Here is a 9,871-nt window from a genome sequence, read left to right as displayed (position 1 = left end):
AGATTTCTTCTAAGTGACTGGCTGCCTCGATACATAGATTCTTTCCCATCACTCCATTTAAGTTTGAACGTATTATCCCTTGTTCCCAAACGTTTAAAACTCGTGCTGCAGCTGAAGTGAAGAGCAGACTAAACTGACAAATTTCCTCTGTCCGTAAATAAAAGATATAAGCCATCTGTAATGTATACGCTAACTGATAAAGTTCCGAGCAACTTAAAGGATTGCACTTTGTTTTTAAAGAAGAATAATTTGCATTGATAAACTCAAAATGTAGCTTTAATAAGTGGACGATGATATCCCTAATTTTTTCATCATGTGAAGCCAGCGGTACAAATAAAGTTGCCTGCATAGCGGAATGTTGTAGCCAGAAAGTTGTCTCTCCTTGAAGCAAGAGACCAAGCTTCGTTTTCTCTTGCTCTTCTAAATAACTTACCAGTCTATCTTTGAATATCCTGCGAAAAATAAGTGTCCATTCAGGATTTATTTCTTCACTCAGCGTTTCGATTCGAAAAATTGTTTTTCGACTTTCCATCGACAGCCTGATTGTGTGCATCCTCTTCTTCCTTCCTGTAAATCATTCCCATATTTTTAAACGGGATATTTCTTTCAGACTTTCTGTAAAATCATCTGTCAGTATCGTCACATGCCCCATTTTTCTATCGGCCTTCGCTTCCAACTTTCCATAATCATGGATATGCCATTCAGGCCTTTTATGAGCCAATTGCTCCATTTGGGGAACATCCTGTCCCAGAATATTGAGCATAATGGCTTTTTTCAATAGGCGAGGTTGCGGCAATTCCTCGCCGAGAATTCCCTTGATATGTAAGTCAAATTGTGAAAAATCACAAGCCTCTATTGTATAGTGTCCCGAGTTATGGGGACGTGGGGCAAGTTCATTTACATAAATCTCGCCCGCTGCTGTCAGAAACATTTCTACACAAAGTGTCCCTGAAAGCTGGAGCTCTTTAGCTATCGCCAGCGCCAAACCTTTAGCCTTTTCGCTGACCTCAAGAGGTACGGGAGCAGGAGCAATGGTACGGTGTAGAATATTATTAATATGTTCATTTTGACAAAGGGGGAAGGTCACAAAATCCTTACCATTCCCACTAATAATTAAAGAAATCTCACAATCAAAATCAACAAATTCCTCCAGTACACATTCTGCACTCTCTGCTAACTTCATGGCCTCTTTCAAATCCTCATCAGATTTCAAAACAACTTGACCGTGTCCATCATAGCCGCCCATTGTTGTTTTTAATACTTGTTTTTTTGTTACTTGCTCTGGAAGATCTTGAGCATTTTCTACGAGTTTCCACGGGGCTATTTTCACGCCACATTGTTCTAAAAACTCTTTTTCTAACCGGCGATTTTGCGTGATTTCTAATAATCGAATGCCTTGCGGAATAGCGACACAGGCATCAAGCTGATGTAAACCGCTAGCCGATACATTTTCAAACTCATAGGTTATCAGATCACAAGCATAAGCTAGCTTAAGAAGCGCATCAACATCATCATATTCCGCAATAATCAACTCATCCGAACACTTTGCTGCGGAACAGTTCGGATTTGGATCGAGTGTAATCACTTTATGGCCCATATATTGTGCAGAAATAGCCATCATTTGGCCCAACTGCCCACCACCAATAATTCCAATTGTTTTTTTCTTATGTTGCATATTCTTATTATAGGCCATTTTTCTTTGTTCTCCCTATTCTTTTCGGATAGTTTAAAAATAAATCCGCATATTATCCGGATTTTTGTTTACTAAAATCAAAATATTTTTACAAATATTACGCTCGTTTTTAAATTAAAAGTTTACAACAATTCTTTAGTTGAAGAGACTGATATATCGGCTGCTTCTTTTCTATATTTTTTCAATTTTTCTACTAAGCTTTTATCAGCAAGTGCCAAAATCTGAATAGCATAGAGAGCTGCATTTTTGGCTCCTGAAGTGCCTATAGCCATACTAGCAACAGGAACTCCACCTGGCATCTGGACGATGGAGTAAAGGCTATCTAAGCCAGATAAGGCACGTGATTGAATAGGCACACCAATAACAGGAAGAAGTGTCATTGCAGCAACCATTCCAGGTAAATGTGCCGCACCTCCTGCGCCAGCAATTATGAGCTTATAGCCTTGTTGCTCCGCATTTTTCGCAAAATTCATCATAATTTCTGGTGTCCGGTGAGCGGAGACGACCTTTTTGTCAAAATCGATACCGAACTCCTCCAAAATATGAGTCGCTTGTTTCATTGTCTCCCAATCTGAAAGTGATCCCATAATTACTGCAACATCTGCCATTTTTATACTCCTTTATTTCCAATGTCTTTACGATAAAACATCCCTGTATTGTCTAACTTATCTAATTTCTCGTAAAGTGATTTTTGAATACTTTTTATCTCTTTGCCGGTTTCGGTAACCATGTATATGCGTCCCCCTTTTGAAAGGAGCTGACCATCTTTTCTTATAACACCAGCATAATAACAGTTCAAATCCTGTAGCTCTGGTAGAACAACACTCTTTGTTGAAGCATCGGGATAGCCCTGATTTGCTACAACTACTCCTAAGGTAACTTCTTCGGTATTACAGATCAAGTTTGGCTCTCGTCCTTGTAAGATATCCAATATATTTTCAAAAAAATCACTTGTAATAGTTTCTAGAACCACTTGCGTTTCTGGGTCACCAAAGCGAGCATTAAATTCAATCGTTTTGACACCTTCGGATGTCAATATTAATCCGGCATAAAGAATACCAGTAAAAGGCTTATTCTCCGCCTCTAACCCAGCCACAGTTGGCTGAACAATTTTTTCTATGGCTTCTTGTACTACAGCATCTGAAATATGAGGTACAGGTGCATAAGCACCCATCCCCCCTGTATTTGGCCCTCGATCGCCATCAAAGGCACGTTTGTGATCTTGCGCAATAGGTAACGGGTATATCTTTCCATCATGTACTAAGCTAAAAAGTGAAAACTCTTCGCCATCAAGGTATTCTTCTACCACAACTTTTGCTGCTTTTGTCTGGAAAATATCTTCTAAAGCAGCTTTTGCTGCTTCTAAATCCATGGCAACTGTGACGCCTTTTCCTGCAGCTAAGCCATCTGCCTTGATAACAATAGGTGCACCTTTTGTCTCAACGTAATTTAGAGCCTTTCCGAGATCCGTAAAACTCTCGTAGTCTGCTGTGGGTACGCCGTATTTTTTCATTATTGACTTAGCAAAAGTTTTACTGCCTTCGATTTGAGCAGCTTCAGCTCTCGGTCCAAATATAAGCAACCCTTCGTCTAAGAAAGCATCCACAATGCCGTTCATCAATGCTGTTTCTGGACCAACAAAAGTCAAGTCTACTTTTTTCTTCTTCGCAAAGTCTACCAATAGATGATTTTCAAGTTCGGAAATAGCTACATTTTCCAGCTTTTCCTCCGCCATACCCACATTTCCTGGGCAAATAAAAACTTTCTCTATTTTTTCACTTTTTGCAAATTTTCGTGCAAGTGCATGTTCACGCCCACCTGAGCCAACAACTAAAACCCTCATATTTCCTCACTTTCTTCTCACTTCTATCTTAAGATATTTAGAGAAAAAGAAAAAGCCCCAGGGGGCTTTTCTAAATATATTCCTATTCCATTGTTCGGAATTATCAAGCAAGGACAGGTAGAAAAGGTATTTCTAATAAATCTTCGATAACACAATCTGGTGTTAAATCTTTTTGCGCCTCTAAGTGTTTAGGATTATACCAAATTGTTTTAATACCTGCATTTTTTCCGCCTAGTATATCTGTAGCTAAGGTATCACCAACAATCGCAAAATCTTTATCCGCAGCATGATCGATATGTTCAAATACATAATCAAAGAATTCTTTTGATGGCTTGTGTTTTCCAATTTCTTCACTGATAAATATTTCTTTGAAATATCCGGCAATGCCAGACTCTAAAATTCGTGGGCGAGAAACTTTTGATGTACCATTACTAACAATGTACATTTCTGTTGCTTCTTGCGCCAGGCAATCCAAAAGTTCCATAGCGTGGTCCATCAATTCATGACCTTGAGCCAAGTGAAGTTGGTAAGCTGCATCAACAGCCGAAGCATCGTAAGCTTCTTTAACTCCCAAAGCTCTAAAAGCATTAGCAAAACGTGTAGAAAGAAGCTCTTCACGACTGATTTCTCCTGCTTCATGACTTCGCCAAAGTGCTTTATTTTCACGTGAGTAGATGGCTCTGTTTTCTTTTGTATCTTCAATATGGTATTGCTCAAAGATTTTGCCTAAAGCCATGTACTCTGCCTTATCAAAATCAAGAAGTGTGTTGTCTATGTCAAAAAGTAATACAGTCATTTTCATCTCTTTCTAAAAATTTATGATAGCTCTAGTTTAACGATTTCATCGTATTTTTTCAACAAAAGAGACTTTTATAACGGTCACTATCTGGCTAATAAAGCAACCGACTGATAAGGTGCCAGTGTTTCAGACTTATATGAATCATAGTTATTAACGAAGACTTCTGCATCTTCAAAACCCTGTAGCAAAGTAAAGTTCACGCTGTGATTGGCAAAGTTATTCAGTACAAGTAAAAGTTGGCCTTTATATTCACGTACAAAAGCATAAATGTGCTCTGAATCTTTAAGTGCAGCTTTATAATCTCCCTCAGAAATAATTTTTTCCGTTTTTCGTAAACGAATCATTTCTTTATAGAAATTATAGATTTCTCCGTTTTTATCTCTTTTCAGATTAATGTCGGTATGTTTGCCCAACTTCAGCCATGGCTCTCCTTTGCTAAAGCCCGCATTTGCGCTATCGTCCCATTGCATCGGTGTTCTTGAATTGTCACGTGATTTACTGCTGATTATTTCAAACGCTTCGGATTCTGTTTTTCCTTGTTTCAAAAGTCTTTCGTAAGCATTCAAAGCTTCTAAATCTTGGTAATCAGCAACAGAATCATAGTCAGGATCAATCATACCAATTTCTTCACCCATATAAATAAAAGGTGTGCCACGGCTGAGATGAATCGCAGCAGCTAGCATTGTTGCTCCTTTTATACGGAAATTTTTCACATCCACAAAACGATTGAGCGCTCGAGGTTGATCATGATTATTCCAAAAAGTAGCATTCCAGCCGCCACCTTGTGACATTTTTTCGCCCCATTCATGGAAAAGCTCTTTGAGCGCTTGAAAATCAAAGGGAACTTTGGTCCATTTATCACCATCTTTGTAATCTGTTTTTAGATGATGGAAATTAAAAACCATACTGAGTTCTCTTCGCTCCGGTTGTGTATAGAGAATACTGTTTTCGATGGACGTTGAGCTCATTTCTCCCACAGTTATGGCATGTTCATCTTGGCCAAAAGTAGCAGCATTGAGCATTTTCAAATATTCATGCGTGATTGGTTTATCAGTGTACTCAAATTTCCCATCAAATTCTGGATTGTTTTTAAGTATTTCGTCTTTTCCAATAACGTTAATCACGTCAAAGCGAAAGCCTGATATACCTTTACCACGCCAAAAATTGACAACTTCAAACAGTTCTTTGCGAACATTGGGATTACGCCAATTTAAGTCGGCTTGAGAAATATCATAAAGATGAAGATAATATTTACCAGTATCGCCAAATGGCGCCCAAGCATTGCCACCAAATTTCGACACCCAATCCGTAGGTTCATCACTAAGAATGAAGAAATCTTGGTAATATTTATCACCGGCAAGTGCTTTTTTAAACCATTCATGTTCTGTTGAAACATGATTCAAAACCATATCCAACATAAATTCAATACCTAACTCTTTACCACGTGCTACCATTTGGTCAAAATCTTTAAAATCACCAAATACTGGATCTATATTAGTATAGTCAGAAATATCATAACCATTATCTCTTTGCGGGCTGGGATAAAAAGGATTAAGCCAAATCATATCGATTCCTAATTCCGCCAAATAAGGTAATTTTTCCGTTACTCCTCTGAGATCACCAATACCATTTCCTGTAGTGTCTAAAAATGATTTAGGGTAAATTTGATAGATGACTTTTTCACTCAATGTCATAGTTTTTTCCTTTTGTTTCTTATTTATTTACGGCTGATTTAAAGACGTTTTTCTTTTCAAGTCCTGTTCCCATTGTATCTGAATCTTTAAAGCCAAAGAACCAAACCAATGTCATGGATACAACAATACAAACAGCTGTCGCAATCCAAAAATAGATAAAGTTGTTAGGGTTACCTGCAGCATGAGTCAAAGGATTTGTCGTTGCAGCAAAGTTAGGGAAACCAATAAGTGAGCCTGAGAAGCCGTACATACGCAGATCAAATAATCCAGCAACCCCAGCGCCTGCAGCTGCACCAATCGAACTCATAATGAAAACACGAATATATTTCAAGTTAATCCCATACATGGCTGGCTCAGTTACCCCACAAAAAGCCGAAATCGCTGCTGGTAAGGCTAACCCTTTCAGACTTTGTTGGCGTGTTTTGAGAAAGACAGCTAGAGCACCAGCACCTTGTGCTAACATTGTAAAGGAAACAATCATGTTAATGTTTGATTCTCCTGTTGTTACGATTTGTTGAGTCAAGATAGGAATAACCAACCAATGGAGGCCAAAGATAACTAGAACTTGGTAAAGTCCACCAATAATTGCTCCTGCTATTGTGAGATTAAGATTAATCAAGCCTGTAATGACTGAAGCAAGCGCAGAGGAAACAATACTAATTACGGGTCCTACCAACAAGAGTACCAATGAAGCCACAACAAAGAAAGTAATCATCGGTACAAAGATCGAACGAAGTGCTAAAGGCATGTGTTTCTTAAGCCAAGCACCGATTGGTTTAGCCATCCAAGCTGCTACAATAATCGGGAAAATAGTATAGGCATAATTGGGTAGACTAACAGGAATATTAAAATAACTTGTATTAAAAGTTACGCCAAATAATTCCATAACGACTGGTGCTTTTCCAGCTACAATCTCTCCTTTCTCAATAACATTAGGTGCTGCAACTAAGCCTTGTAAAGCAGGGTGAATCATAAATCCACCAACTGCAGCCACGACAAATGGGTCTGAACCTAACTGCTTAGCAGCGGCATAGCCGACCAAGACAGGAAGGAAGTAGAATGGTGCCATCGCCATTGTTGAAATAATAATATAGGTTGGATCTGTCGGACTAATAAGTTCAAAAATATGGTTTCCTTTAACAAACATGTTAAGAATCCCATTAATCATACCACCAGCAGCTAATAAACCAATAATCGGCATCATTGATCCCGTAATTGTTCCAACTACAACTTGAAAAGCACGAATGATTGGATTTTTAGAAACTTTTGTTTCCTCGACTTCTTCACTACTTTCGCCATCCACTACACGACTGCCCAGCTGGGCCACAATTTCGTCATAGACATCCTCAACAGCTTGACCGATAACGACTTGGTACTGCCCCAGATTTGCATTGTAGACAACCCCGGCTACACCATCCATTGCTTCAAGTTTTTTATCGTCTGCTTTTTCTTTGTCGACTAAATAGAAACGTAAGCGTGTGATACAGTGAATCACCTTTGTGATATTTTCCTCACCACCAACAGCAGCAATAATTTCTGTTGCTAATTTTTTGTAATCTGCCATGATTTCTCCTTTTTATTTTGCAGTTGCTTGACCCAACAGATCACCTGCTTGAGCAATTCCTTTTTTAACAGTAAGACTATCGAGCTTTTCATTTGTATTTGTAATTAAAACCATACTCGTAAGTGGTAAACCCGCTGCTTCCACTTCTTTCCAATTGACCTGTCCCAGAGCATCGCCGCCGTCGACTATATCGCCCACCTTAACCTTAATCTGAAAAGGTTGTCCATTTAAACTTACTGTATCAATTCCTAGATGAAGCAACACTTCTAAACCATCTGCGCGCGTGAAGCCGATAGCATGTCCTTGTACTAGACTGACTTCTCCTGCTACTGGACTGACAATGTCACTACTGGTGGGTTCAATGGCATAACCTTCCCCCATAACTTTTTTGGCAAATACAGGGTCGGAAACCTTTTCCAAATCAATAACTGTACCCGCTAAAGGTGTATAAAGGTTCTTGTCCTCACTTACACTTTTTTTCTTTCCAAAACCAAACATTTTTATTCTCCTTTAATAAAAACAAATTACAACTTGTACGTACAAGTTTATAATAGCAAAATGAAAGCGGTTTTGCAAGCGGTTATATTTTTACTTTAACTTAAAGTGCTTTTTTGTTACACTTAGGTTATGAAAAAGTACGAAATTATTCTTCGGGATTTGGAGAAAAAAATTCATGAAGGAAGATATCCCGAAAATGAGCTCTTGCCCAGTGAAAACCAGCTTACAGTGCTCTATCAAACAAGCCGTGCAACGGTACGACAAGCACTCAAAATCTTGGAAGAAAACGGGATTATACAACGCCGTCACGGCTTTGGCTCCATTGTTATTCCAAGAGAGAGATTGATGTTCCCCATTTCAGGGTTAACTTCTTTCAAAGAGCTCAAAGATTCTTTAAACTTCAGCTCAACCACTGAAATATTAATTTTTGAAAAAATAACTGTAGATAAAGACCTCTCAGAACTTTCTTTTTTTGAAGAAGGCTCTCAAGCTTTTCATATCCTCCGCCGACGAAATATTGATGAGCAGTTCGTTATCCTAGACCGCGACTATATTTTAGCTTCTGCAGCACCTGATATGACCAGAGAAAAAGTAAAGTCTTCTCTATATGCTTACCTCGAAGATCATGTTCATCTTGATATTTCATATGCTCAAAAAGAAATCACAATTGATTTTGTCAATGATGAAGATAAAACTTATTTGGATTTGAACCCTAAGGATCGCCATGTCGTGAGTGTGCGCAGTCATGTTTATCTCGCCAATAATAATGTTTTCCAGTATACAGAAAGCCGACATCAGGTAGATAAGTTTCGCTTTACTGAGTTTTCGAGACGGCAGAAACATTGAGATGAGGTTGTGGGATTATGTTGCCTGTTATAATGCAAACAAAAAGTCGAGAAAGTTGTCTTTCTCGACTTTTTATGTACACTTGCGTTACTGATGAAGAATGAGGGCTGGACGGATTCCCCTATTTATATAGCTACGAGTACTGTGACCCCAGGTGCCAACAGCATTCACACCCCAAGCCCAGCCTTCCGTAGAAGAGGGGGTACGTAACCAATAGGCCATACCACCAGCGGCTGCACGATCTCCAACAGTGAAACTACCAGTCTGAGTCAAATGATTCACATCAGCTACAGAAAGCGCAAAGGCACGTCGAACACCGCTTGAAACAACACTTGTCCTATCTGCAAAAGGAGTGTCGAAGGTATTCAGATTATAAATAACCCCATTAGCTCTTCGATCAGTGGTATTAAAATCCAACATTCCTGTAGTGAAAGTGCTGGCTACTGGTGCAACGTACTGCTCAATCTCTGGCTCTTCTGCAAGGAAATCTTCAAGGTACCATCTGTTAAGTTCAGCTTCTTGGGCTTCCCAATTCATTTCATCAGCGATTCTACCATTACGGATAATCATATGATTCCCACCGGGTATTTCTTCCAGATAGCGAAATTGCTGTCCTCCCATCGTAAAGATACGTCTTGGACGCATCTCACTAAAGGTAAAATCTCTGACAGGGGCAGGAAATTGTGGTGAAGCATTGCCATCGGCACCGACTCTGATACGGTCAAGAAGTTCTTCCAAGTCCGCAGAAGCTTGGTCTTCATGGGAAAAACGTTCTGCACTGACATTGATTAATTCACTGTCGACATGAATGGCATAATAGTAAGAACCTTGAATCGCCCGAGCCGCATCTTCCATGCGTGCCTCATCTATCAAGTAAGAAGTCGCTTGTCCGGGGTTAAGCCTATTCGCCCAGTAAGCCCAGCCGGTCGCTTCG

The 9,871-nt window shown here is 39.3% G+C and carries 10 protein-coding genes; 1 reads left to right on the top strand and 9 read right to left on the bottom strand.

What is annotated here, in order from left to right; genetic code table 11:
- The 8 genes from LACDD01_RS01615 to LACDD01_RS01580 form a co-directional block, all read right to left on the bottom strand.
- Window positions 1–532, bottom strand: a 532-nt coding sequence (locus LACDD01_RS01615; RefSeq protein WP_061414117.1) for a glycoside hydrolase family 125 protein, incomplete at its 3' end; no start/stop codon positions are given.
- A gap of 42 nt (window positions 533–574) precedes the next feature.
- A complete protein-coding gene (gene purK, locus LACDD01_RS01610; protein WP_061412991.1) occupies window positions 575–1,693 on the bottom strand; it encodes a 5-(carboxyamino)imidazole ribonucleotide synthase in 1,119 nt (372 codons plus the stop codon).
- A 122-nt stretch (window positions 1,694–1,815) separates the two neighbouring features.
- Window positions 1,816–2,301, bottom strand: coding sequence for a 5-(carboxyamino)imidazole ribonucleotide mutase (gene purE / locus LACDD01_RS01605; RefSeq protein WP_061412990.1), 486 nt, complete (start codon window positions 2,299–2,301; stop codon window positions 1,816–1,818).
- Window positions 2,302–2,303: 2 nt separating this feature from the next.
- Complete coding sequence (gene purD, locus LACDD01_RS01600) at window positions 2,304–3,536, bottom strand: phosphoribosylamine--glycine ligase (RefSeq protein ID WP_061412988.1); 1,233 nt, start codon at window positions 3,534–3,536, stop codon at window positions 2,304–2,306.
- A 103-nt stretch (window positions 3,537–3,639) separates the two neighbouring features.
- Window positions 3,640–4,332 carry a YjjG family noncanonical pyrimidine nucleotidase gene (locus tag LACDD01_RS01595; protein WP_061412986.1) on the bottom strand — a complete coding sequence of 231 codons (693 nt, stop codon included), beginning with the start codon at window positions 4,330–4,332 and terminating at the stop codon, window positions 3,640–3,642.
- Window positions 4,333–4,418: 86 nt separating this feature from the next.
- The gene (gene treC / locus LACDD01_RS01590) at window positions 4,419–6,029 is read right to left on the bottom strand and encodes an alpha,alpha-phosphotrehalase (RefSeq protein WP_061412984.1); all 1,611 of its coding nucleotides are present in this window, start codon (window positions 6,027–6,029) and stop codon (window positions 4,419–4,421) included.
- A 19-nt stretch (window positions 6,030–6,048) separates the two neighbouring features.
- Window positions 6,049–7,593 (bottom strand): PTS transporter subunit EIIC, encoded by a 1,545-nt coding sequence (locus tag LACDD01_RS01585; protein ID WP_061412982.1) that lies wholly within the window; start codon window positions 7,591–7,593, stop codon window positions 6,049–6,051.
- A gap of 12 nt (window positions 7,594–7,605) precedes the next feature.
- Window positions 7,606–8,091: a PTS sugar transporter subunit IIA gene (locus LACDD01_RS01580; protein WP_061412980.1), complete on the bottom strand. Its 486-nt coding sequence runs from the start codon at window positions 8,089–8,091 to the stop codon at window positions 7,606–7,608.
- 129 nt (window positions 8,092–8,220) lie between these two features.
- Here LACDD01_RS01580 and treR point away from each other — a divergent pair, with 129 nt between their 5' ends.
- Window positions 8,221–8,937: a trehalose operon repressor gene (gene treR, locus LACDD01_RS01575; RefSeq protein ID WP_019293567.1), complete on the top strand. Its 717-nt coding sequence runs from the start codon at window positions 8,221–8,223 to the stop codon at window positions 8,935–8,937.
- 87 nt (window positions 8,938–9,024) lie between these two features.
- Here treR and LACDD01_RS11965 read toward each other — a convergent pair.
- Window positions 9,025–9,871, bottom strand: an 847-nt coding sequence (locus tag LACDD01_RS11965; RefSeq protein WP_197458020.1) for a DUF6273 domain-containing protein, incomplete at its 5' end; no start/stop codon positions are given.

The organism is Lactococcus sp. DD01, from assembly GCF_001578715.1.
Taxonomy (GTDB): Bacteria; Bacillota; Bacilli; order Lactobacillales; family Streptococcaceae; genus Lactococcus; species Lactococcus petauri.
The sequence above is the reverse complement of the archived record's forward strand: the minus strand, read 5'-3'. Positions and strand labels throughout refer to the sequence as shown.